Origin of the sequence: Thauera sp. GDN1, assembly GCF_029223545.1 — a bacterium.
In the GTDB taxonomy this organism is placed as follows: Bacteria; Pseudomonadota; Gammaproteobacteria; order Burkholderiales; family Rhodocyclaceae; genus Thauera.
On record NZ_CP097870.1, the window covers coordinates 999,873 to 1,021,992 of the forward strand.

The 22,120-nt window shown below is 64.2% G+C and carries 24 protein-coding genes; all 24 read left to right on the forward strand.

The window, feature by feature from the left end; all coding sequences use genetic code 11:
• The 24 genes from nusG (at nt 1) to rplX (ending at nt 22,112) form a co-directional block, all read left to right on the forward strand.
• The gene (gene nusG, locus CKCBHOJB_RS04515) at nt 1-534 is read left to right on the forward strand and encodes a transcription termination/antitermination protein NusG (protein WP_281050829.1); all 534 of its coding nucleotides are present in this window, start codon (nt 1-3) and stop codon (nt 532-534) included.
• 104 nt (nt 535-638) lie between these two features.
• Entirely contained in the window at nt 639-1,070 is a 432-nt protein-coding gene (rplK, locus tag CKCBHOJB_RS04520; protein ID WP_281050831.1) for a 50S ribosomal protein L11, read from the forward strand.
• Between the two features lie 2 nt (nt 1,071-1,072).
• Entirely contained in the window at nt 1,073-1,771 is a 699-nt protein-coding gene (gene rplA, locus CKCBHOJB_RS04525; RefSeq protein ID WP_281050832.1) for a 50S ribosomal protein L1, read from the forward strand.
• A 252-nt stretch (nt 1,772-2,023) separates the two neighbouring features.
• Nucleotides 2,024-2,527 (forward strand): 50S ribosomal protein L10, encoded by a 504-nt coding sequence (gene rplJ / locus CKCBHOJB_RS04530; RefSeq protein ID WP_281050833.1) that lies wholly within the window; start codon nt 2,024-2,026, stop codon nt 2,525-2,527.
• Between the two features lie 57 nt (nt 2,528-2,584).
• Complete coding sequence (gene rplL, locus CKCBHOJB_RS04535) at nt 2,585-2,956, forward strand: 50S ribosomal protein L7/L12 (protein WP_281050834.1); 372 nt, start codon at nt 2,585-2,587, stop codon at nt 2,954-2,956.
• Nucleotides 2,957-3,165: 209 nt separating this feature from the next.
• Nucleotides 3,166-7,299 (forward strand): DNA-directed RNA polymerase subunit beta, encoded by a 4,134-nt coding sequence (gene rpoB, locus CKCBHOJB_RS04540; RefSeq protein WP_281050835.1) that lies wholly within the window; start codon nt 3,166-3,168, stop codon nt 7,297-7,299.
• Between the two features lie 85 nt (nt 7,300-7,384).
• On the forward strand, nt 7,385-11,599 hold the full coding sequence (gene rpoC / locus CKCBHOJB_RS04545) for a DNA-directed RNA polymerase subunit beta' (protein WP_281050836.1): 4,215 nt from the start codon (nt 7,385-7,387) through the stop codon (nt 11,597-11,599).
• Nucleotides 11,600-11,733: 134 nt separating this feature from the next.
• Complete coding sequence (gene rpsL, locus CKCBHOJB_RS04550; protein ID WP_002931569.1) at nt 11,734-12,111, forward strand: 30S ribosomal protein S12; 378 nt, start codon at nt 11,734-11,736, stop codon at nt 12,109-12,111.
• A 33-nt stretch (nt 12,112-12,144) separates the two neighbouring features.
• A complete protein-coding gene (rpsG, locus tag CKCBHOJB_RS04555; RefSeq protein WP_281050837.1) occupies nt 12,145-12,615 on the forward strand; it encodes a 30S ribosomal protein S7 in 471 nt (156 codons plus the stop codon).
• A gap of 107 nt (nt 12,616-12,722) precedes the next feature.
• Nucleotides 12,723-14,822 carry an elongation factor G gene (gene fusA, locus CKCBHOJB_RS04560; RefSeq protein WP_281050838.1) on the forward strand — a complete coding sequence of 700 codons (2,100 nt, stop codon included), beginning with the start codon at nt 12,723-12,725 and terminating at the stop codon, nt 14,820-14,822.
• A gap of 48 nt (nt 14,823-14,870) precedes the next feature.
• Complete coding sequence (gene tuf / locus CKCBHOJB_RS04565) at nt 14,871-16,061, forward strand: elongation factor Tu (protein WP_281050827.1); 1,191 nt, start codon at nt 14,871-14,873, stop codon at nt 16,059-16,061.
• 87 nt (nt 16,062-16,148) lie between these two features.
• The gene (gene rpsJ / locus CKCBHOJB_RS04570) at nt 16,149-16,460 is read left to right on the forward strand and encodes a 30S ribosomal protein S10 (protein ID WP_002931577.1); all 312 of its coding nucleotides are present in this window, start codon (nt 16,149-16,151) and stop codon (nt 16,458-16,460) included.
• A gap of 112 nt (nt 16,461-16,572) precedes the next feature.
• Nucleotides 16,573-17,211 carry a 50S ribosomal protein L3 gene (gene rplC, locus CKCBHOJB_RS04575; RefSeq protein WP_281050839.1) on the forward strand — a complete coding sequence of 213 codons (639 nt, stop codon included), beginning with the start codon at nt 16,573-16,575 and terminating at the stop codon, nt 17,209-17,211.
• A gap of 10 nt (nt 17,212-17,221) precedes the next feature.
• Complete coding sequence (rplD, locus tag CKCBHOJB_RS04580; protein WP_281050840.1) at nt 17,222-17,842, forward strand: 50S ribosomal protein L4; 621 nt, start codon at nt 17,222-17,224, stop codon at nt 17,840-17,842.
• A 5-nt stretch (nt 17,843-17,847) separates the two neighbouring features.
• Entirely contained in the window at nt 17,848-18,144 is a 297-nt protein-coding gene (gene rplW, locus CKCBHOJB_RS04585; protein WP_306415759.1) for a 50S ribosomal protein L23, read from the forward strand.
• A gap of 6 nt (nt 18,145-18,150) precedes the next feature.
• Nucleotides 18,151-18,978 (forward strand): 50S ribosomal protein L2, encoded by an 828-nt coding sequence (gene rplB, locus CKCBHOJB_RS04590; RefSeq protein ID WP_281050841.1) that lies wholly within the window; start codon nt 18,151-18,153, stop codon nt 18,976-18,978.
• 10 nt (nt 18,979-18,988) lie between these two features.
• Nucleotides 18,989-19,264: a 30S ribosomal protein S19 gene (rpsS, locus tag CKCBHOJB_RS04595; protein ID WP_004258198.1), complete on the forward strand. Its 276-nt coding sequence runs from the start codon at nt 18,989-18,991 to the stop codon at nt 19,262-19,264.
• Nucleotides 19,265-19,273: 9 nt separating this feature from the next.
• Nucleotides 19,274-19,603, forward strand: a complete 330-nt coding sequence (gene rplV, locus CKCBHOJB_RS04600; protein ID WP_281050842.1) for a 50S ribosomal protein L22 — start codon at nt 19,274-19,276, stop codon at nt 19,601-19,603.
• Nucleotides 19,604-19,612: 9 nt separating this feature from the next.
• Nucleotides 19,613-20,383, forward strand: coding sequence for a 30S ribosomal protein S3 (gene rpsC, locus CKCBHOJB_RS04605; protein WP_281050843.1), 771 nt, complete (start codon nt 19,613-19,615; stop codon nt 20,381-20,383).
• Entirely contained in the window at nt 20,383-20,799 is a 417-nt protein-coding gene (rplP, locus tag CKCBHOJB_RS04610) for a 50S ribosomal protein L16 (protein WP_004298431.1), read from the forward strand. Before rpsC ends, rplP begins: the two co-directional genes overlap by 1 nt.
• Nucleotides 20,800-20,801: 2 nt before the next feature.
• Nucleotides 20,802-20,996 (forward strand): 50S ribosomal protein L29, encoded by a 195-nt coding sequence (rpmC, locus tag CKCBHOJB_RS04615; RefSeq protein WP_281050844.1) that lies wholly within the window; start codon nt 20,802-20,804, stop codon nt 20,994-20,996.
• On the forward strand, nt 20,993-21,262 hold the full coding sequence (rpsQ, locus tag CKCBHOJB_RS04620; RefSeq protein ID WP_281050845.1) for a 30S ribosomal protein S17: 270 nt from the start codon (nt 20,993-20,995) through the stop codon (nt 21,260-21,262). The genes rpmC and rpsQ overlap by 4 nt, the downstream gene beginning before the upstream one ends.
• A gap of 152 nt (nt 21,263-21,414) precedes the next feature.
• Entirely contained in the window at nt 21,415-21,783 is a 369-nt protein-coding gene (gene rplN, locus CKCBHOJB_RS04625; protein WP_281050846.1) for a 50S ribosomal protein L14, read from the forward strand.
• 11 nt (nt 21,784-21,794) lie between these two features.
• Nucleotides 21,795-22,112 carry a 50S ribosomal protein L24 gene (gene rplX / locus CKCBHOJB_RS04630; protein ID WP_263460823.1) on the forward strand — a complete coding sequence of 106 codons (318 nt, stop codon included), beginning with the start codon at nt 21,795-21,797 and terminating at the stop codon, nt 22,110-22,112.
• Nucleotides 22,113-22,120 lie beyond the last annotated feature (8 nt).

Here is a 22,120-nt window from a genome sequence, read left to right on the forward strand (position 1 = left end):
ATGAGCAAGCGTTGGTATGTGGTTCACGCCTATTCGGGCTTCGAGAAGTCCGTGCAGCGCGCGCTGGTCGATCGCGTCAACCGGTCGGGCATGCAGGACAGCTTCGGCCAGATCCTGGTGCCGGTCGAGGAAGTGATCGAGATGCGTGGCGGCCAGAAGACCGTCACCGAGCGCAAGTTCTTCCCGGGTTACGTCCTCGTCGAAATGGAAATGAACGACGAGACCTGGCACCTGGTGAAGTCGACGCCCAAGGTCACTGGCTTCGTCGGCGGTACGGCGAACAAGCCCGCTCCGATCTCCGAGAAGGAGGTCGAGAAGATCATGCAGCAGATGCAGGAGGGCGTGGACAAGCCGCGTCCCAAGGTGCTGTTCGAGATCGGCGAGGTCGTGCGCGTCAAGGAAGGTCCGTTTACCGACTTCCACGGCAGCGTCGAGGATGCCAACTACGAGAAGAACAAGCTGCGCGTGTCGGTGACCATCTTCGGTCGCGCCACGCCAGTGGAACTGGATTTCGCCCAGGTCGAGAAGACCTGAGCGACACGGCAGGCCGCAAGGTCTGCCGCAGCCCGTTCACGCGGGCAAAGCGAGGAGCGCCGGTCCTTCCGGTGCGCTAGCACTCATCACAGGAGCAAGCCGCAATGGCAAAGAAAATCACTGGCTACGTAAAGCTGCAGGTGCCGGCCGGCAAGGCCAACCCCAGCCCCCCCATCGGTCCGGCGCTCGGTCAGCGCGGCCTGAACATCATGGAATTCTGCAAGGCGTTCAACGCCAAGACCCAGGGCATGGAGCCCGGTCTGCCGATTCCGGTGGTGATCACCGCCTACGCCGACAAGTCCTTCACCTTCATCATGAAGACGCCGCCGGCGACCGTGCTGATCAAGAAGGCTGCCGGTGTCCAGAAGGGCTCGCCGAAGCCGCATACCGACAAGGTCGGCAAGATCACCCGTGCCCAGGTCGAGGAAATCGCCAAGACCAAGCAGCCCGATCTGACCGCTGCCGACATGGAAGCCGCCGTGCGCACCATCGCCGGTTCCGCCCGCAGCATGGGCATCACCGTGGAGGGCCTGTAATCATGGCGAAGCTGTCCAAGCGAGTTCAGGCGCTGCGCGCCAAGGTTGATCGCAACCAGGCCTATCCGGTCGCCGATGCGCTGCGTCTGGTCAAGGAGTGCGCGACCGCCAAGTTCGACGAGTCGATCGATATCGCCGTCAATCTCGGCGTCGATGCGCGCAAGTCGGACCAGGTCGTTCGTGGCTCGGTCGTGCTGCCCGCCGGTACCGGCAAGTCGGTGCGCGTGGCCGTGTTCGCCCAGGGCGACAAGGCTGAAGCCGCCCGCGCCGCTGGCGCCGAAGTCGTCGGTTTCGACGACCTCGCCGAGCAGGTCAAGGCCGGCAACCTCAACTTCGACGTCTGCATCGCGACCCCTGACGCCATGCGCGTGGTCGGCCAGCTCGGCCAGATCCTCGGCCCGCGCGGCCTGATGCCGAACCCGAAGGTCGGCACCGTGACCATGGACGTCGCCACCGCGGTCAAGAACGCCAAGGCCGGTCAGGTCCAGTACCGTACCGACAAGGCCGGCCTGGTGCACGCCACCATCGGTCGCGCCTCGTTCGAGGTCGATGCGCTGCAGCGGAACCTCGCCGCCTTCATCGATGCCCTGGTCAAGGCCAAGCCGGCCGCCGCCAAGGGTGTCTATCTGCGCCGCATCGCCGTGTCCAGCACCATGGGTTCCGGCGTGCGTGTGGAGCCGGGCAGCCTGAACGCTGCCTGATTGCCCGGAGCGTCCGCCGCGCGCGGACGAACCGACGAACTTTGAGCCGTGGCCACCTGCGGGTGGTCACGGATCGTCAAAGACCGCAGGTGCGTGCGCCGCAAGGCCGCGCTTAAGCATGTGAATGGCCTGCGCAGACGGTGTGCTCAGAACAGGATTTGGCCGCTTCGTCGGCCGCGCTCCTGATCCAGGTCGCCGTGGGTGCGAATCGCGCGAGCGGTTCGCGTGTTGACTTGAAAGGAGGAAAGACCTGTGGGTCTCAATCTCGATGACAAGAAAGCCGTAGTGGCTGAGGTGTCGGCACAAGTGGCCAGCGCCCAGACGATCGCGGTGGCCGAGTATCGCGGCATTGCGGTGGGTGACCTCACTGCGCTGCGTGCCAAGGCCCGCGAGTCTGGCGTTTACCTGCGCGTGCTGAAGAACACCCTGGTCCGTCGCGCGATCGCCGGTACCCCGTTCGAGGGCCTGGCGGGCGATCTGACCGGTCCGCTGATCTATGGCATCTCGACCGATCCGGTCGCTGCTGCCAAGGTGCTCAACGACTTCGCCAAGGGTAACGACAAGATCGTCCTGCGCGCTGGTTCCTATGCGGGCAAGACGCTCGACAAGGCCGGCATCCAGGCGCTCGCTTCGATCCCGAGCCGCGAAGAGCTGCTCGCCAAGCTGCTGGGCGTCATGCAGGCGCCGGTCTCCGGCTTTGCCGGTGCGCTCGCCGCCCTCGCCAAGAAGCGCGAGGAAGAAGGCGCTGCGGCCTGATCGCGACGTTCCGCTACGAAAGTTTTCGCAAAAATATCGATTCTGGAGTGATTTGAAATGGCAATCAGCAAAGAAGACATCCTGGAAGCCGTTGCTGGCATGACCGTGATGGACCTGAACGACCTGGTCAAGGCGTTCGAAGAGAAGTTCGGCGTGTCCGCCGCCTCGATGGCCGTGGCCGCCCCGGGCGCCGCCGCCGCTGCCCCGGTTGAAGAGAAGACCGAATTCGACGTCGTGCTGCTCGAAGCCGGCGCCAAGAAGGTCGAGGTCATCAAGGTCGTCCGCGCCGCCACCGGCCTGGGCCTGAAGGAAGCGAAGGACCTGGTCGACGGCGCGCCGAAGACCGTGAAGGAAGCTGCGCCGAAGGCCGACGCCGAAGCGCTGAAGAAGCAGCTGGAAGACGCTGGCGCGAAGGTCGAAATCAAGTAATATTCGACTTCCCAGCGGGGCTGGCACTCTTAGGAGTGCCGGCCCTTTCGTGCTTTGTAATCGAGATTGCGGGAGTGTCCGCGATAATCGATGGCAGGCCAGAGCGTTTGCCGCCCGTCCGGCGGGGACTGTGATGTCCGACAGCCCACCGGAACCGCCCGAACGTTGTGTCCTGTCTTTCCGATGTTAGCCCTCTAGCCGGAGCATCCATGGCGTATTCCTACACCGAAAAGAAACGTATCCGCAAGAGCTTCGCCAAGCGCGCGGCCGTGCTCGATGCGCCTTTCCTGCTCGCCACCCAGATCGAGTCCTTTGCCGAATTCCTGCAGGCGGAGACCCCGCCCGAGGCGCGGCGCAACCAGGGTCTGCAGGCTGCGTTCAACTCGATCTTCCCGATCTCGAGCCACAGCGGCAACGCCCGTCTCGAGTACGTCCAGTACATGCTGGGCGAGCCTGCGTTCGACGTGGTGGAGTGCCAGCAGCGCGGACTGACCTTCGCGTCGCCGCTGCGCGCGCGCGTGCGACTGGTGATCATGGATCGCGAGGCGCCGAAGGAGACCATCAAGGAAGTCAAGGAGCAGGAAGTGTACATGGGCGAGATCCCGCTCATGACCACCACCGGCTCCTTCGTCATCAACGGCACCGAGCGCGTCATCGTCTCCCAGCTGCACCGCTCGCCGGGCGTGTTCTTCGAGCACGACCGCGGCAAGACCCACTCCTCGGGCAAGCTGCTGTTCTCGGCGCGCATCATTCCCTACCGCGGCTCCTGGCTGGACTTCGAGTTCGATCCGAAGGACTACCTGTACTTCCGCGTCGACCGCCGCCGCAAGATGCCGGTCACGATCCTGCTGCGCGCGATCGGCATGACCCCGGAAGAGATCCTGGCGACCTTCCACGACACCGACACCTTCCACCTGCAGGGTGAGGGCGCGCAGTTCGAGCTCGTGCCCGAGCGCCTGCGCGGTGAAGTGGCGCGCTTCGACATCACCACCGCCGACGGCAAGATCATCGTCGCGCGAGACAAGCGCATCACCTCCAAGCACATCCGCGAGATCGACCAGGCCGGCGTCAAGACCATGGCGGTGCCGGACGACTTCATCCTCGGCCGCGTGATCGCCAACAACGTCGCCGATCCCGAGACCGGCGAGGTGCTCGCGCGCGCCAACGACGAGATCACCGAGGACCTGCTCGACAAGCTGCGCCTGGCCGGTGTCACCGAGCTGCGCACGCTGTACATCAACGACCTCGATCGCGGCGGCTACATCTCGCAGACCCTGCGCATCGACGAGACCGCCGACCAGTGGGCGGCCAAGGTCGCGATCTACCGCATGATGCGTCCGGGCGAGCCGCCCACCGAGGACGCCGTCGAAGGCCTGTTCCAGGGGCTGTTCTACGCCGAGGAGCGCTACGACCTGTCCTCCGTCGGCCGCATGAAGTTCAACCGCCGCGCCTATCCCGAGAAGATCGACGACAAGGCGCCGGGCTGGCTCAAGCGCTTCCACGAGCGCGCCGGCGCGCAGGGCGAGGACGGCCCGGGCGTGCTGACCAACGACGACATCCTGGCGGTGGTCGGCGTGCTGGTCGAACTGCGCAACGGCCGCGGCGAGATCGACGACATCGACCACCTCGGAAACCGTCGCGTGCGCTCGGTCGGCGAGCTGGCCGAGAACCAGTTCCGTGCCGGCCTGGTGCGCGTCGAGCGCGCGGTCAAGGAGCGCCTGTCGCAGGCCGAGTCCGACAACCTGATGCCGCACGACCTGATCAACGCCAAGCCGATCTCGGCGGCGATCAAGGAGTTCTTCGGCTCCAGCCAGCTGTCGCAGTTCATGGACCAGACCAACCCGCTGTCGGAGATCACGCACAAGCGTCGCGTCTCGGCCCTCGGCCCGGGCGGCCTGACCCGCGAGCGCGCCGGCTTCGAGGTGCGCGACGTGCATCCGACCCACTACGGCCGCGTGTGCCCGATCGAGACCCCGGAAGGTCCGAACATCGGCCTGATCAACTCGCTGGCCGTGTATGCCCGCACCAACCGCCACGGCTTCCTCGAGACGCCGTACCGCAAGGTCAATGACGGCAAGGTCACCGACCAGATCGACTTCCTGTCTGCGATCGAGGAAGGCCAGTACGTGATCGCGCAGGCCAACGCCGAGATCGACGAGGCGGGCATGCTCGCCGGCGACCTGGTGTCGTGCCGCCACAAGGGCGAGTTCCTGCTCGCGACCGCGGACATGGTTCAGTACATGGACGTGGCGCCGGGCCAGATCGTGTCGGTCGCGGCCTCGCTGATCCCGTTCCTCGAGCACGACGACGCCAACCGCGCGCTGATGGGCGCGAACATGCAGCGTCAGGCCGTGCCCTGCCTGCGTCCGGAGAAGCCGCTGGTCGGCACCGGCATCGAGCGCCGCGTGGCGGTCGACTCGGGTACCGCGGTGCAGGCCACCCGTGGCGGCATCGTCGACTACGTGGATGCGAACCGGGTCGTGATCCGGGTCAACGACAACGAGACCCTGCCGGGCGAAGTCGGTGTCGACATCTACAACCTGATCAAGTACACCCGTTCCAACCAGAACACCAACATCAACCAGCGTCCGGTGGTGAAGGTCGGCGACCGCATCGCCCGCGGCGACGTGGTGGCCGACGGCGCCTCCACCGACCTCGGCGAGCTCGCGCTGGGCCAGAACATGCTGGTCGGCTTCATGCCGTGGAACGGCTACAACTTCGAGGACTCGATCCTCATCTCCGAGCGTGTGGTCGCCGACGACCGCTTCACCTCGATCCACATCGAGGAACTGACCGTCGTCGCCCGCGACACCAAGCTCGGTCCCGAGGAAATCACCCGCGACATCGCTTCGCTGGGCGAGGCGCAGCTGTCGCGCCTGGACGAGTCGGGCATCGTCTACATCGGTGCCGAGGTCGAGGCCGGCGACGTGCTGGTGGGCAAGGTCACGCCCAAGGGCGAAACCCAGCTCACCCCGGAAGAGAAGCTGTTGCGCGCGATCTTCGGCGAAAAGGCCTCCGACGTTAAGGACACCTCGCTGCGCGTGCCCTCGGGCATGGTCGGCACCGTCATCGACGTGCAGGTGTTCACCCGTGAAGGCATCGAGCGCGACAAGCGTGCGCAGTCGATCATCGACGACCAGCTGCGCAGCTTCAAGACCGACCTCGCCGACCAGATGCGCATCGTGGAGCGCGACGCGTTCGCGCGTATCCGCCGCATGATCGTGGGTCAGGTCGCCAACGGCGGCCCGAAGAAGCTCGCCAAGGGCACCGCCCTGACCGACGCCTACCTGGATGGTCTGGAGCTCTACCACTGGTTCGATATCCGCCTCGCGGACGAGACCCTGGCGGTGCAGCTCGAGGCGGTGCGCGAAGGTCTGGAGAACACCCGCAAGGACTTCGAGCAGGCCTTCGAGATCAAGAAGAAGAAGCTCACCCAGGGCGACGAGCTGCCCCCGGGTGTGCAGAAGATGGTCAAGGTCTACCTGGCGGTGAAGCGCCGCCTGCAGCCGGGCGACAAGATGGCCGGCCGGCACGGCAACAAGGGTGTGGTGTCGAAGATCGTCCCGGTCGAGGACATGCCGTACATGGAAGACGGTACCCCGCTCGACATCGTGCTCAATCCGCTCGGCGTGCCGTCACGGATGAACATCGGCCAGATCCTCGAGACCCACCTCGGCTGGGCCGCCAAGGGCCTCGGCAAGCAGATCGACAAGATGCTGCAGGCCCACGCCTCGGCGCAGGAGCTGCGCGGTTTCCTCGAGCAGGTGTACAACACCAACGGCCGTCCGGAAGACGTGGCGGCGCTGGACGACACCGAGGTGGTGGAGCTGGCTTCGAACCTGAAGAAGGGCGTGCCGTTCGCGACCCCGGTGTTCGACGGTGCCAAGGAAGAGGAAATCCAGCAGATGCTGGAGCTGGCCGGTCTGCCCACGGGCGGCCAGGTCACGCTCTACGACGGTCGCACCGGCGAGGCCTTCGAGCGCAAGGTGACGGTGGGCTACAAGCACGTGCTGAAGCTGCACCACCTGGTCGACGACAAGATGCACGCGCGTTCGACCGGCCCGTACTCGCTGGTCACCCAGCAACCGCTGGGCGGCAAGGCGCAGTTCGGCGGCCAGCGTTTCGGCGAGATGGAAGTCTGGGCGCTGGAAGCCTACGGCGCGGCCTACACGCTGCAGGAGATGCTGACGGTCAAGTCCGACGACGTGACCGGCCGGACCAAGGTGTACGAAAACATCGTCAAGGGCGAGCACAAGATCGATTCCGGCATGCCGGAGTCCTTCAACGTGCTGGTGAAGGAAATCCGTTCGCTCGCGATCGACATCGATCTCGACCGCGAATGAGCTGCGTGATTCCCTCCCTGTAAACCGCCTGCGATTGAATCCCGGGACCGCCGCACACGATGCGGCGGTCCGGATGGAGTGATAGATGAAAAGCCTGCTCGCTGACCTGTTCAAGCAAACCCTGCCGAACGAGGAAGAGTTCGACGCGATCACGATCGGCCTCGCCTCGCCGGACAAGATCCGCTCCTGGTCCTACGGTGAGGTCAAGAAGCCCGAGACCATCAACTACCGTACCTTCAAGCCCGAGCGCGACGGCCTGTTCTGCGCCAAGATCTTCGGCCCGGTGAAGGACTACGAGTGCCTGTGCGGCAAGTACAAGCGCCTCAAGCATCGCGGCGTGATCTGCGAGAAGTGCGGCGTCGAGGTGACCCTGTCCAAGGTGCGCCGCGAGCGCATGGGCCACATCGAACTGGCCTCGCCGGTTGCCCACATCTGGTTCCTGAAGAGCCTGCCCAGCCGTCTCGGCATGGTGCTCGACATGACCCTGCGCGACATCGAGCGCGTGCTTTACTTCGAAGCCTTCGTCGTCGTCGAGCCGGGCATGACCCCGCTCAACCGCGGTCAGCTGCTGACCGAGGACGACTACCTGGCCAAGGTCGAGGAATACGGCGACGAGTTCGACGCGGTGATGGGTGCCGAGGGCATCGGTTCGCTGCTGCGCACCCTCGACATCAACCTCGAGGTCGAGAAGCTGCGTGGCGACCTCGAGACCACCAACTCCGAAGCCAAGATCAAGAAGTTCTCCAAGCGCCTCAAGGTGCTCGAGGCCTTCCAGCAGTCGGGCATCAAGCCCGAGTGGATGGTGCTCGAGGTGCTGCCGGTGCTGCCGCCCGACCTGCGCCCGCTGGTGCCGCTGGACGGCGGTCGCTTCGCGACCTCCGACCTGAACGATCTCTATCGTCGCGTCATCAACCGCAACAACCGCCTCAAGCGCCTGCTCGAGCTCAAGGCGCCCGACATCATCGTGCGCAACGAGAAGCGCATGCTGCAGGAGGCCGTCGACTCGCTGCTCGACAACGGCCGCCGCGGCAAGGCCATGACCGGCGCCAACAAGCGTCCGCTGAAGTCGCTGGCCGACATGATCAAGGGCAAGGGCGGCCGCTTCCGCCAGAACCTGCTCGGCAAGCGCGTCGACTATTCGGGCCGTTCGGTCATCACCGTCGGTCCGCAGCTCAAGCTGCACCAGTGCGGCCTGCCCAAGCTGATGGCGCTGGAGCTGTTCAAGCCCTTCATCTTCAACAAGCTCGAGCTGATGGGTCTGGCCACGACCATCAAGCAGGCGAAGAAGATGGTGGAGTCGCAGGAGCCGGTGGTGTGGGACATCCTCGAGGAGGTGATCCGCGAGCATCCGGTGCTGCTGAACCGCGCCCCGACCCTGCACCGCCTCGGCATCCAGGCCTTCGAGCCGGTGCTGATCGAAGGCAAGGCGATCCAGCTCCACCCGCTGGTGTGCGTGGCGTTCAACGCCGACTTCGACGGCGACCAGATGGCCGTCCACGTGCCGCTATCGCTGGAGGCGCAGATGGAAGCCCGCACGCTGATGCTGGCCTCCAACAACGTGCTGTCGCCCGCCAACGGCGAGCCGATCATCGTCCCCTCGCAGGACATCGTGCTCGGCCTGTACTACGCCACCCGCGAGGGCGTGAACGTACCCGGCGAGGGCATGATCTTCGCCGACGTGTCGGAGGTGAAGCGCGCCTACGAATCCGGCCAGATCGCGCTCCATGCGCGCGTCACCGTGCGCCTGAAGGAAGCCGACCTCGGCCCCAACGGCGAGCGCATCGAGAAGATCGTGCGCCACAACACCACCGCCGGTCGCGCCATCCTGTCCGAGATCCTGCCCGCCGGGCTTCCCTTCAGCGTGATCGACAAGCCGCTGAAGAAGAAGGAGATCTCCAAGCTGATCAACGCGTCCTTCCGCCGCTGCGGCCTGCGCGCTACGGTGATCTTCGCCGACAAGCTGATGCAGTTCGGCTACGGTCTGGCCACCCGCGCCGGCCTGTCGATCGCGGTCAAGGACATGCTGGTGCCGAACGCCAAGCACGAGCTGATCCGCGCCGCGGAAGCCGAGGTCAAGGAGATCGCCCAGCAGTACACCTCCGGTCTGGTGACCGACGGCGAGCGCTACAACAAGGTGGTCGACATCTGGGGTCGCTGTGGCGACCAGGTCGCCAAGGCGATGATGGAGCAGCTCGGTTCCGAGGAGGTGGTCGACCGCAACGGCAAGACCGTCCGCCAGGAGTCCTTCAACGCCATCTACATGATGGCCGACTCCGGCGCGCGCGGTTCGGCAGCCCAGATCCGCCAGCTCGCCGGCATGCGTGGCCTGATGGCCAAGCCGGACGGCTCGATCATCGAGACGCCGATCACCACCAACTTCCGTGAAGGCCTGAACGTTCTGCAGTACTTCATCTCGACGCACGGCGCCCGTAAGGGTCTGGCCGACACCGCGCTGAAGACCGCGAACTCCGGTTACCTGACCCGTCGTCTGGTGGACGTGACCCAGGATCTGGTGGTCATCGAGGACGATTGCGGCACGCGCGAGGGCTTCAACATGAAGGCCCTGATCGAGGGCGGCGAGGTCGTCGAGCCGCTGCGCGAGCGCATCCTCGGTCGCGTCTGCGTCGAGGATGTCGTCAGCCCCGAGAACCAGGAAACGGTGATCGAGGCGGGCAGCCTGCTGGACGAGGACGCGGTCGAGCTGATCGAGAGCCTGGGCGTGGACGAGGTCAAGGTTCGCACCCCGCTGACCTGCGAGACCCGTTACGGCCTGTGCGCGAAGTGCTACGGTCGCGATCTCGGCCGCGGTTCCATGGTCAACGTCGGCGAAGCGGTGGGCGTGATCGCCGCGCAGTCGATCGGCGAGCCGGGCACCCAGCTGACGATGCGTACCTTCCACGTCGGCGGCGCGGCGTCGCGAGCCGCGGCTGCGAGCGGTGTCGAGGCCAAGTCGGCTGGTTCGATCCGTTTCGCCGGTAACATGCGCTACGTCGCCAACGCCAAGGGCGAGAAGATCGTCATCGCGCGTTCCGCCGAACTGGTGGTGGCCGACGACATGGGCCGCGAGCGCGAGCGCCACAAGCTGCCGTACGGCGCGACCCTGCTGGTGGACGACGGTGCGGCGATCAAGGCCGGCACCCAGCTCGCCTCGTGGGATCCGCACACCCGCCCGATCGTGACCGAATACGCCGGTACGGTGAAGTTCGAGAACGTCGAGGAAGGAGTCACCGTCGCCAAGCAGATCGACGAGGTGACCGGCCTGTCGACCCTGGTCGTCATCGATGCCAAGCGTCGCTCCACCGGCGGCAGCACCAAGGGCGTGCGCCCGCAGGTCAAGCTGTTCGACGAGAACGGTGAGGAGGTGAAGATCGCAGGCACCGAGCACGCGGTGGCGATCACCTTCCAGGTCGGCTCGCTGATCACGGTGAAGGATGGCCAGCAGATCAACGTCGGCGACATCCTGGCGCGCATCCCGCAGGAATCGGCGAAGACGCGCGACATCACCGGCGGCCTGCCGCGCGTCGCGGAGCTGTTCGAGGCGCGTGCGCCCAAGGATGCCGGCATGCTCGCCGAGTACACCGGCACGGTGTCCTTCGGCAAGGAGACCAAGGGCAAGCAGCGCCTGGTGATCACCGAGCCCGACGGCACCTCGCACGAGTTCCTGATCCCGAAGGACAAGCACCTGATGGTCCACGACGGCCAGGTGGTGAACAAGGGCGAACTGATCGTCGACGGCCCGGCCGATCCGCACGACATCCTGCGCCTGCAGGGCATCAGCGAGCTCGCCCGCTACATCATCGACGAGGTGCAGGACGTGTACCGCCTGCAGGGCGTGAAGATCAACGACAAGCACATCGAGGTGATCGTCCGCCAGATGCTGCGTCGCGTGGTCATCACCGATCCTTGCGATACCAAGTTCATTCGCGAGGAGCAGGTGGAACGCTCCGAAGTGCTGGACGAGAACGATCGCATCGAGGCGGAGGGCAAACTGCCGGCGCAGTACGAGAACGTGCTGCTGGGCATCACCAAGGCCTCGCTGTCGACCGACTCCTTCATCTCCGCGGCCTCCTTCCAGGAGACCACCCGCGTGCTGACCGAGGCGGCGATCATGGGCAAGCGCGACGAGCTGCGCGGCCTGAAGGAGAACGTCATCGTCGGTCGCCTGATCCCGGCCGGTACCGGTCTGGCCTACCACCGCAGCCGCAAGGCACAGGAGGAGGGCCGCGATCTGGGGGCGGAGCATGCCTGGGCGCCCGCGGAAGACGTTGTCGAAACGCAGCAGGACATCGAGGCCAGTTGACTTTCCGAACAGCCTCGGACTAAACTCCGGCCTCTTTTTTGTGGACTGACCAATCGTAGTCAGTCGCTGCCGGAATAATCCGCCCGCGGCGGCCCATGGTGGGCTGCCGCGGTCTCATGGGAAATTCTTAAGCTATGCCAACAATCAATCAGCTTGTCCGCAAGCCGCGCCAGATGGAAGTTGCCAAGAGCAAGGTTCCGGCGCTCGAGGCCTGCCCGCAGAAGCGCGGCGTCTGCACCCGCGTGTACACCACGACCCCGAAGAAGCCGAACTCGGCGCTGCGTAAGGTCGCCAAGGTGCGTCTCACCAACGGTTTCGAGGTCATCTCGTACATCGGTGGTGAAGGCCACAACCTGCAGGAGCACTCGGTCGTGCTGATCCGCGGCGGTCGTGTGAAGGACTTGCCGGGTGTGCGCTACCACATCGTCCGTGGTTCGCTTGACCTCCAGGGTGTCAAGGACCGTAAGCAGTCGCGTTCGAAGTACGGCGCCAAGCGCCCGAAGAAAGCCTGATTGTTGGCCAAAGAAATTTAGCGAGAGGTTGTCATGCCGCGTCGTCGTGAAGTACCCAAGCGGGATGTCCTGCCCGATCCGAAGTTCGGAAACCAGGATGTCTCGAAGTTCATCAACGTGATCATGCAGTCGGGCAAGAAGTCCGTTGCCGAGCGTATCGTCTATGGTGCGTTCGATCACATCTCGTCCAAGTCGGGCAAGGATCCGCTCGAGGTGTTCTCGACCGCGGTCGCGAACGTCAAGCCGGTGGTGGAGGTGAAGAGCCGCCGCGTCGGTGGTGCCAACTACCAGGTGCCGGTCGAGGTTCGTCCGTCCCGCCGCATGGCGCTGTCGATGCGCTGGCTGCGCGAAGCTGCCCGCAAGCGCGCCGAGAAGTCGATGGCCCAGCGTCTTGCCGGTGAGCTGCTCGAGGCTGCCGAAGGCCGTGGTTCCGCCATGAAGAAGCGTGAAGAAGTTCACCGCATGGCCGAAGCCAACAAGGCGTTCTCGCACTACCGCTTCTGATTTTCGTCGCCAGCGGTAAATCGGGCCCTGCAAAGGGCTCGAATGTTTTCTAACGCACAGAACAGTTCATCGCGCCAAAAGCGCGCATAACGGAAGGCAGGTATAACGTGGCTCGCAAGACTCCTATCGAGCGCTACCGCAACATCGGTATCTCCGCTCACATCGACGCCGGTAAGACGACTACCACCGAGCGCATCCTTTTCTACACTGGCGTGAGCCACAAGCTGGGTGAGGTGCACGACGGCGCAGCGACGACCGACTGGATGGTGCAGGAGCAGGAGCGCGGCATCACCATCACCTCCGCTGCGGTGACCTGCTTCTGGAAGGGTATGGACCAGTCCTTCCCCGAGCACCGTTTCAACATCATCGACACCCCGGGACACGTCGACTTCACCATCGAGGTGGAGCGTTCGATGCGCGTGCTCGACGGTGCGTGCATGGTGTATTGCGCCGTGGGTGGCGTGCAGCCGCAGTCCGAGACCGTGTGGCGTCAGGCGACCAAGTACAAGGTGCCGCGTCTGGCCTTCGTGAACAAGATGGACCGTTCGGGTGCGAACTTCTTCAAGGTCGTCGACCAGATGCGGAACCGCCTGAAGGCGAACCCGGTCCCGGTGGTGATCCCCATCGGTGCGGAAGACACCTTCAAGGGCGTGGTCGACCTGCTCAAGATGAAGGCGATCATCTGGGACGAGGCTTCCCAGGGCATGAAGTTCGAGTACCACGAGATCCCGGCCGAGCTGGTCGCGACCGCCGAGGAGTGGCGCGCGAACATGGTCGAGGCGGCTGCCGAGGCCAACGAAGAGCTGATGAACAAGTACCTCGAGGAAGGCGAGCTTTCCGAGGAAGAGGTCATCGCCGGTCTGCGTGCGCGCACCCTGGCGTGCGAGATCCAGCCGATGCTGTGCGGCACCGCGTTCAAGAACAAGGGCGTGCAGCGCATGCTCGACGCCGTCATCCAGTACCTGCCGTCGCCGATCGACATCCCGCCGGTTGCCGGCGTCGATGACGACGAGAAAGAAGTCGTCCGTCATGCGCGTGACGACGAGAAGTTCTCGGCGCTCGCGTTCAAGCTGATGACCGACCCCTTCGTCGGCCAGCTGACCTTCATCCGCGTGTACTCGGGCGTGCTGGAGTCGGGCGCGACCGTGCTGAACTCGGTGAAGAACAAGAAGGAGCGCATCGGCCGCATCCTGCAGATGCACGCCAACGATCGTGAAGAGATCAAGGAAGTGCTCGCTGGCGACATCGCGGCGGTCGTCGGTCTGAAGGACGTCACTACCGGCGAGACCCTTTGCGACCTGTCGGCGCCGGTGATCCTGGAGCGCATGGTGTTCCCGGATCCGGTGATTCACGTCGCCGTGGAGCCGAAGACCAAGAGCGACCAGGAAAAGATGGGCCTCGCGCTGTCGCGCCTGGCGGCGGAGGATCCGTCGTTCCGCGTGCGTACCGACGAAGAGTCGGGCCAGACCATCATCTCGGGCATGGGCGAACTGCACCTCGAGATCATCGTGGACCGCATGAAGCGCGAGTTCAACGTCGAGGCCAACGTCGGCGCCCCGCAGGTCGCCTACCGCGAGACCATCCGCAAGGCGGCAAACGACGTCGAAGGCAAGTTCGTCAAGCAGTCCGGTGGTCGCGGCCAGTACGGCCACGTCGTCATCAATCTCGAGCCGGCCGAACAGGGCAAGGGCTACGAGTTCGTCGATGCCGTCAAGGGCGGTGTCGTGCCGCGCGAGTACATCCCGGCGGTGGACAAGGGCATCCAGGAAACCATCCCGAACGGTGTGCTCGCCGGCTTCCCGGTGGTGGATGTCAAGGTCACGCTGCACTTCGGTTCGTACCACGACGTGGACTCGAACGAGAACGCGTTCAAGATGGCCGGTTCGATGGCTTTCAAGGAAGCCATGCGTCGTGCCAGCCCGGTCCTGCTCGAGCCGATGATGGCGGTGGTGGTCGAGACCCCGGAAGACTACATGGGTAACGTGATGGGCGACCTCTCCGGTCGTCGCGGCATCGTCCAGGGCATGGACGACATCCCCGGCGGCATGAAGGAGATCAAGGCCGAGGTGCCGCTGGCCGAGATGTTCGGTTACGCTACCCAGCTGCGCTCGCTGACGCAGGGTCGTGCCACGTACTCGATGGAGTTCAAGCATTACTCCGAAGCTCCGAAGAGCGTCGCCGAAGCCGTCATCAGCAGCCGCAAGTAATCCAGGCACCAACGTTATTCAGCAACCTCAATACAAGGACCCGAGAACATGGCAAAGGGTAAGTTCGAGCGCACCAAGCCGCACGTCAACGTCGGCACCATCGGCCACGTCGACCATGGCAAGACCACGCTGACCGCGGCGATCACCACGATCCTGTCGAAGAAGTTCGGCGGCGAAGCGAAGGCCTACGACCAGATCGACGCGGCGCCCGAAGAGAAGGCGCGCGGCATCACCATCAACACCGCACACGTCGAGTACGAGACCGCCACGCGCCACTACGCGCACGTGGACTGCCCGGGTCACGCCGACTACGTCAAGAACATGATCACCGGTGCTGCCCAGATGGACGGCGCGATCCTGGTGTGCTCGGCCGCCGACGGCCCGATGCCGCAGACGCGCGAGCACATCCTGCTGGCCCGCCAGGTCGGTGTGCCGTACATCATCGTCTTCCTGAACAAGTGCGACATGGTCGACGACGAGGAGCTGCTGGAGCTCGTCGAGATGGAAGTGCGCGAGCTGCTGTCGAAGTACGACTTCCCGGGCGACGACATTCCCATCATCAAGGGTTCGGCGCTGAAGGCGCTCGAGGGCGATCAGTCCGACATCGGCGAGCCGGCGATCTTCCGCCTGGCCGACGCGCTGGACAGCTACATCCCGACCCCGGAGCGTGCGATCGACAAGCCCTTCCTGCTGCCGATCGAGGACGTGTTCTCGATCTCGGGTCGCGGCACCGTGGTGACCGGTCGTGTCGAGCGCGGCATCGTCAAGGTCGGCGAGGAAATCGAGATCGTCGGCATCAAGCCGACCGTCAAGACCACCTGCACCGGCGTGGAAATGTTCCGCAAGCTGCTGGACCAGGGTCAGGCGGGCGACAACGTCGGCGTGCTGCTGCGCGGCACCAAGCGTGAAGACGTCGAGCGTGGCCAGGTGCTGTGCAAGCCGGGTTCGATCACCCCGCACACCCACTTCACCGGCGAGATCTACGTGCTGTCGAAGGAAGAGGGCGGTCGTCACACCCCGTTCTTCAACAACTACCGTCCGCAGTTCTATTTCCGCACCACGGACGTGACCGGTTCGATCTCGCTGCCCGAAGGCACCGAGATGGTCATGCCGGGCGACAACGTGTCGATCACCGTCAAGCTGATCGCCCCGATCGCCATGGAAGAAGGTCTGCGCTTCGCGATCCGCGAAGGTGGCCGCACCGTCGGCGCCGGCGTCGTCGCCAAGATCATCGAGTAATTCTCGGTCCGGGGTGGCTCCGTCGGTGCCGCCCCATCCGCTCTTTGCGCTCTTTGTTAGCAGTATCAGCTCTTTAGGAAAAACATCATGCAGAACCAGAAAATCCGCATCCGCCTGAAAGCCTTCGACTACCGCCTGATCGACCAGTCGGCGCTCGAGATCGTCGACACCGCCAAGCGCACCGGCGCCGTGGTCCGTGGTCCCGTGCCGCTGCCGACGCGCATCGAACGCTTCGACCTGCTGCGTTCGCCGCACGTCAACAAGGCTTCGCGCGACCAGATGGAAATCCGCACCCACCAGCGTCTGATGGACATCATCGACCCGACCGACAAGACGGTCGATGCGCTGATGAAGCTGGACCTCCCGGCGGGCGTGGACGTCGAGATCAAGCTCCAGTAAGCACGCGCTGCTTGCGGAAGTTGAAAACAGGCCGGTATAATCCGGCCTTTGTGCCTTTTGGCGCATTAATTGTGACCCCCGGTCAATCGCAACCGGGATTCAGGAGAAGAAAATGAGTCTAGGCCTTGTTGGACGCAAGGTCGGCATGACTCGCATCTTCGCCGAGGATGGCAGGACCATCCCGGTGACGGTGCTTGACGTGTCGGACAATCGTGTGTCCCAGATCAAGACGATCGAGACCGACGGCTATGCCGCGGTCCAGATTGCTTATGGCAAGCGCCGCGCCAGCCGGATCACCAAGCCGGTCGCGGGTCATCTTGCCAAGGCGGGCGTCGAGCCCTGCCGCGGCATCAAGGAATTCCGCGTCGAGACCGAGCAGGCCGGCAGCATGAACGCCGGTGATGCGATCGGTGCGGATCTCTTCCAGGTCGGCCAGAAGGTCGACGTCACCGGTGTGACGATCGGTAAGGGCTTCTCGGGTCCGATCAAGCGTCACAACTTCTCGTCGAACCGCGCCTCGCACGGTAACTCGATCTCGCACAACTCGCCGGGCTCCATCGGTATGGCGCAGGATCCGGGTCGTGTTTTCCCTGGCAAGCGCATGGCGGGTCAGTACGGCAACGTGCAGCGCACCACGCAGGGTCTCGAGATCGTCCGCGTCGACGTCGAGCGCCAGCTCCTTCTCGTGAAGGGTGCGGTGCCGGGTGCCAAGGGTGGCGACGTCGTCGTCCGTCCGGCGGTCAAGGCCTGAGGAGCGCGCAATGGAACTGAAACTCTTGAATGATCAGGGTCAGGCGGCGTCGACGCTCGAAGCGTCGGACGTGCTGTTCGGCCGTGAGTACAACGAAGCGCTGGTCCACCAGGTGGTGACCGCGTACGCGGCGAATGCCCGTTCGGGTAATCGCAAGCAGAAGGGCCGTTCGGAGATCGCCAAGTCGACCCGCAAGCCGTTCCGCCAGAAGGGTACGGGCAACGCCCGCGCCGGTATGGCGTCGAGCCCGCTGTGGCGCGGGGGCGGCAAGATCTTCCCGAACACCCCGGACGAGAACTTCAGCCAGAAGGTCAACCGCAAGATGTACCGCGCCGGCGTCGCTGCGATCCTGTCGCAGCTCGCTCGCGAGGATCGTCTGGCGGTGGTCGAGAACTTCAGCGTCGAGGCGCCGAAGACCCGCCTGCTGTCGCAGAAGCTCAAGGGTATGGGCCTGGATTCCGTCCTGGTCATTACCGACGAAATCGACGAGAACCTGTTCCTGTCCTCGCGCAACCTGCACCAGGTACTGGTGCTGGAAGTGAATGAGGCGGATCCGGTGTCGCTCGTGCGTTTCCCGAAGGTGCTGGTCACCAAGGGCGCGCTGGCGAAGATGGAGGAAGCGTGGCAATGAGCGCGATCAGTCAGGAACGTCTGCTGCAGGTGCTGCTCGCCCCGCAGATCTCCGAGAAGGCGACCTTCGTCGCCGACAAGAACGAGCAGGTGGTGTTCAAGGTTGCCTCCGATGCGACCAAGCCCGAAGTGAAGGCGGCCGTCGAGGCGCTGTTCAAGGTCGAGGTCAAGTCGGTTCAGGTTCTGAACGTCAAGGGCAAGGCCAAGCGCTTCGGCAAGACCATGGGTCGTCGCAAGGACTGGAAGAAGGCCTTCGTGTGCCTGAAGCCCGGCCAGGAAATCAACTTTGCGGCCGGGGAGTGATAGATCATGGCAATCGTAAAACTCAAGCCTACGTCTGCCGGCCGTCGCGCCCAGGTCAAGGTGGTGAATCCCGATCTGTACAAGGGTCGCCCCGTCGCTGCGCTGGTCGAGAAGCAGAGCAAGAACGCCGGCCGTAACAACTACGGTCGCGTGACGATGCGCCACCAGGGTGGCGGTCACAAGCAGCACTACCGCCTGGTGGACTTCCGTCGCAACAAGGACGGCATTCCGGCCAAGGTCGAGCGCATCGAGTACGACCCGAACCGTTCGGCCCATATCGCGCTGCTGTGCTACGCCGATGGCGAGCGTCGCTACATCATCGCGCCGCGTGGCGTGGAAGTCGGTCAGCAGCTGATCAGCGGCTCTGAAGCGCCGATCAAGCCGGGCAACGCCCTGCCGATCCGCAACATTCCGGTCGGCTCGACGATCCACTGCATCGAGATGGTCCCCGGCAAGGGTGCCCAGCTCGCGCGTGCCGCCGGTACCTCGGTGCAGCTGCTCGCTCGCGAAGGCTCGTACGCCCAGCTCCGTCTGCGCTCCGGCGAAATCCGCCGTGTGCACGTCGAATGCCGCGCCACCATCGGTGAAGTCGGCAACGAAGAGCACGGTCTGCGCAAGATCGGCAAGGCCGGTGCGAACCGCTGGCGCGGCATCCGCCCGACCGTTCGCGGCGTGGCGATGAACCCGGTCGATCACCCGCACGGTGGCGGCGAAGGCCGTACCGGCGAGGCGCGCGAACCGGTCAGCCCGTGGGGTACGCCGGCCAAGGGTTATCGTACGCGCTCGAACAAGCGCACCGATAACATGATCGTGCAGCGTCGTCACAAGCGTTAAGGGGTAAAAGATGGCACGTTCTATCAAGAAAGGCCCGTTCATCGACGCGCACCTGCTGAAGAAGGTCGACGCGGCTCGGACGAGCAACGACAAGCGCCCGATCAAGACCTGGTCGCGCCGCTCCACGATCCTGCCCGACTTCATCGGCCTGACGATCGCGGTGCACAACGGCAAGCAGCACATTCCGGTATTCGTGACCGAGAACATGGTCGGTCACAAGCTGGGCGAATTCGCGCTGACGCGTACCTTCAAGGGTCACGCCGCCAGCAAGAAGGCCAAGCGTTAAGGGGACGACATGGAAACCAAAGCTATTCTCCGTGGCGTTCGGCTGTCGGCCCAGAAGGGCCGTCTGGTGGCCGATCTGGTCCGCGGCAAGCCCGTCGATCAGGCGCTCAACACGCTGGCCTTCTCGCCCAAGAAGGGCGCGAAGATCATCCGCAAGGTGCTCGAGTCCGCGATTGCGAACGCCGAGCACAACGACGGCGCCGACATCGACACGCTGAAGGTCAAGACCATTCACGTGGAAGAGGGCATGACGCTCAAGCGCTTCACCGCGCGTGCGAAGGGTCGCGGCAACCGCATCCTGAAGCCCACCTGCCACGTCTACCTGACCGTTGGCGAGTAAGGAGTAAACATGGGTCAGAAAATCCATCCCACTGGCTTCCGCCTCGCCGTCACGCGTGACTGGGGTTCGCGCTGGTTCGCTTCCAGCAAGGACTTCTCGGGCATGCTGCACGAGGACCTGAAGGTTCGTGAATACCTGAAGAAGCGCCTCGCACACGCTTCGGTCGCCCGCGTTCTGATCGAGCGCCCGGCCAAGAATGCCCGCGTCACGCTGTACAGCGCCCGTCCGGGCGTGGTGATCGGCAAGAAGGGCGAGGACATCGAGGCGCTCAAGCGCGATCTGCAGAAGATCGTCGGCGTGCCTGTCCACGTGAACATCGAGGAAGTGCGCAAGCCCGAACTCGATGCCAAGCTGATTGCCGACTCGATCGCGCAGCAGCTCGAGAAGCGCATCATGTTCCGCCGCGCCATGAAGCGTGCGATGCAGAACGCCATGCGCCTCGGTGCCCAGGGCATCAAGATCATGAGCTCCGGTCGTCTGAACGGCGCCGAGATCGCCCGTACCGAGTGGTATCGCGAAGGTCGTGTGCCGCTGCACACCCTGCGCGCGAACATCGACTACGGCGTCTCCGAGGCCAAGACCACCTACGGCATCATCGGTATCAAGGTCTGGGTGTTCAAGGGCGAGATGCTGGGCCGCAACGAGCAGCCGGTGGCCGCCGAGCCGGAAGCCGACAACCGCCGTGGTCGCCGTGGCGCCCCGCGTGACGGCGAAGGTCGTCCGGGTCGTCGTCCCGCCCGTCGTGGCGAAGGCCGGCAAGAAGAAAGCAGGAGTGAATGATGCTGCAGCCGACTAGAAGGAAGTATCGGAAGGAGCAGAAGGGTCGCAACACCGGTGTCGCCACCCGTGGCGCCAAGGTGTCGTTCGGCGAGTACGGCCTGAAGGCGATCGGTCGCGGTCGTCTGACCGCTCGCCAGATCGAGTCGGCCCGTCGTGCGATGACGCGTCACATCAAGCGCGGCGGCCGCATCTGGATCCGCATTTTCCCGGACAAGCCGATCTCGAAGAAGCCGGCTGAAGTCCGCATGGGTAACGGTAAGGGTAACCCCGAGTACTGGGTCGCTGAGATCCAGCCGGGCAAGGTGCTCTACGAAATGGACGGCGTGGATGAGGCCCTCGCGCGCGAAGCGTTCCGGCTTGCTGCCGCGAAGCTGCCGATCGAGACCGTGTTCGTTACCCGTCTGATTGGGGGTTGAACATGAAGGCAACGGATCTCCGCGCCAAGAGCGCCGAAGAGTTGAACAATGAATTGCTCGAGCTGCTGAAGGCACAGTTCTCGCTGCGCATGCAGCATGCCACCCAGCAACTGGGCAACACGAGTCAGATCGGGAAGGTTCGTCGCGACATCGCGCGCGTTCGCACCATCCTGCGTGAGAAGGCGGGGCAGCAATGAGCGAGCAAGTTGAAAAGGTTCGCCGCGCGCTGGTTGGGCGTGTGGTGAGCGACAAGATGCAGAAGACGGTGACCGTTCTCGTCGAGCGCCGGGTCAAGCACCCGCTGTACGGCAAGATCATCACCCGTTCCGCGAAGTACCACGCTCATGTGGAAGACGGCATCGCTGCCCAGGGCGACCTGGTGGAAATCGAGGAATGCCGTCCCATCTCGCGCACCAAGACCTGGCGTGTGGCCAAGGTGCTCGAGAAGGCACGCATCATCTGATCAGAGTTACTAGCAAGTAGCAAAAAACAGCTTGGCGCTCCGGCGCCAGGCTGTTATACTTTTGCCTCTTTGCTCCGGGGCTCGCTCGGGGCATTCTACCCTGACGGGTTCCAAGACTGTCCGCGAATGCGGGATAAGTTGGAGATACTTTCATGATTCAAATGCAGTCCAGGCTGGACGTGGCCGATAACTCCGGCGCACGCTCGGTGATGTGCATCAAGGTCCTGGGTGGTTCCAAGCGCCGTTACGCCGGCGTGGGCGACATCATCAAGGTCACCGTGAAGGATGCGGCGCCGCGCGGTCGTGCGAAGAAGGGTGACGTCTACAATGCGGTCGTCGTGCGTACTGCGAAGGGTGTTCGCCGTCCCGACGGTTCGCTCATCAAGTTCGACGGCAATGCGGCCGTGCTTCTGAACAACAAGCTCGAGCCGATCGGCACCCGTATCTTCGGGCCGGTCACGCGTGAGCTGCGCACCGAGCGGTTCATGAAGATCGTCTCGCTGGCGCCTGAAGTGCTCTGAGGAGTCGATAGATGAACAAGATCCGCAAGGGTGACGAAGTTGTGGTGCTGACGGGCAAGGATCGCGGCCGTCGTGGCACCGTGCTGCGCCGCGTCGATGATGAGCGCGTCGTGGTCGAGGGTGTGAATCGTGTCAAGAAGCACGTCCGCCCGAACCCGCTGAAGGGTGAAGTGGGTGGCATCGTCGAGAAGGAGATGCCGATCCATGTGTCGAACGTCGCGCTGTTCAATCCCGCTACCCAGAAGGGTGATCGCGTCGGGATCAAGACGCTTGAAGACGGCCAGAAGGTCCGTTTCTTCAAGTCGAACGGCGAGCTGGTGAACGCCTAAGGAGTGAC

Coding starts and splice junctions, on each gene's coding strand:
- nusG (WP_281050829.1), top strand. CDS start 1: ATGAGCAAGCGTTGGTATGTGGTTCACGCCTATTCGGGCTTCGAGAAG.
- rplK (WP_281050831.1), top strand. CDS start 639: ATGGCAAAGAAAATCACTGGCTACGTAAAGCTGCAGGTGCCGGCCGGC.
- rplA (WP_281050832.1), top strand. CDS start 1,073: ATGGCGAAGCTGTCCAAGCGAGTTCAGGCGCTGCGCGCCAAGGTTGAT.
- rplL (WP_281050834.1), top strand. CDS start 2,585: ATGGCAATCAGCAAAGAAGACATCCTGGAAGCCGTTGCTGGCATGACC.
- rpoB (WP_281050835.1), top strand. CDS start 3,166: ATGGCGTATTCCTACACCGAAAAGAAACGTATCCGCAAGAGCTTCGCC.
- rpoC (WP_281050836.1), top strand. CDS start 7,385: ATGAAAAGCCTGCTCGCTGACCTGTTCAAGCAAACCCTGCCGAACGAG.
- rpsL (WP_002931569.1), top strand. CDS start 11,734: ATGCCAACAATCAATCAGCTTGTCCGCAAGCCGCGCCAGATGGAAGTT.
- rpsG (WP_281050837.1), top strand. CDS start 12,145: ATGCCGCGTCGTCGTGAAGTACCCAAGCGGGATGTCCTGCCCGATCCG.
- tuf (WP_281050827.1), top strand. CDS start 14,871: ATGGCAAAGGGTAAGTTCGAGCGCACCAAGCCGCACGTCAACGTCGGC.
- rpsJ (WP_002931577.1), top strand. CDS start 16,149: ATGCAGAACCAGAAAATCCGCATCCGCCTGAAAGCCTTCGACTACCGC.
- rplC (WP_281050839.1), top strand. CDS start 16,573: ATGAGTCTAGGCCTTGTTGGACGCAAGGTCGGCATGACTCGCATCTTC.
- rplD (WP_281050840.1), top strand. CDS start 17,222: ATGGAACTGAAACTCTTGAATGATCAGGGTCAGGCGGCGTCGACGCTC.
- rplB (WP_281050841.1), top strand. CDS start 18,151: ATGGCAATCGTAAAACTCAAGCCTACGTCTGCCGGCCGTCGCGCCCAG.
- rpsS (WP_004258198.1), top strand. CDS start 18,989: ATGGCACGTTCTATCAAGAAAGGCCCGTTCATCGACGCGCACCTGCTG.
- rplV (WP_281050842.1), top strand. CDS start 19,274: ATGGAAACCAAAGCTATTCTCCGTGGCGTTCGGCTGTCGGCCCAGAAG.
- rpsC (WP_281050843.1), top strand. CDS start 19,613: ATGGGTCAGAAAATCCATCCCACTGGCTTCCGCCTCGCCGTCACGCGT.
- rplP (WP_004298431.1), top strand. CDS start 20,383: ATGCTGCAGCCGACTAGAAGGAAGTATCGGAAGGAGCAGAAGGGTCGC.
- rpmC (WP_281050844.1), top strand. CDS start 20,802: ATGAAGGCAACGGATCTCCGCGCCAAGAGCGCCGAAGAGTTGAACAAT.
- rpsQ (WP_281050845.1), top strand. CDS start 20,993: ATGAGCGAGCAAGTTGAAAAGGTTCGCCGCGCGCTGGTTGGGCGTGTG.
- rplN (WP_281050846.1), top strand. CDS start 21,415: ATGATTCAAATGCAGTCCAGGCTGGACGTGGCCGATAACTCCGGCGCA.
- rplX (WP_263460823.1), top strand. CDS start 21,795: ATGAACAAGATCCGCAAGGGTGACGAAGTTGTGGTGCTGACGGGCAAG.